Source organism: uncultured Maribacter sp., from assembly GCF_947496775.1.
Taxonomy (GTDB): Bacteria; Bacteroidota; Bacteroidia; order Flavobacteriales; family Flavobacteriaceae; genus Maribacter_B.
Window position 1 is genome coordinate 1 of the sequence record NZ_CANMDU010000063.1, and the last position, 351, is coordinate 351.

At 40.5% G+C, this 351-nt stretch carries 1 protein-coding gene; it reads right to left on the reverse strand.

Going from position 1 to position 351, the window contains the following annotated elements; translation table 11 throughout:
- The coding region (locus Q0856_RS18080) for a PKD domain-containing protein (protein ID WP_298507239.1) at positions 1-351 on the reverse strand (351 nt) is incomplete at both ends.

The window sequence follows — 351 nt, forward strand, 5'->3', positions numbered from 1 at the left end:
TGCTGCACTAACTGTTATAGTAATATTAGCTGTATCATTTAAATTTGGGCTTCCATTATCGGTAACTGTAAGTACCACATTATACGTACCTGAAGTTGTGAAGGTATGACTTGGGTTCGCCTGGGTTGATGTGCCTCCGTCTCCAAAATTCCATGAATAACTTAATATATCCCCTACGTCCGGATCTGTAGAAGTATTTCCTGTAAAATCTACCGCTAATGAGGCTGTTCCAGAAGTAACGTTAGAAGTAGCTACTGCATTTGGTGCTTGATTCGCTGCTGCTTGTACTGTTATTATTGATGTAGCTATGTGGTTACCATCTTGTGTAGTTACCGATATAGTTGCCGTACC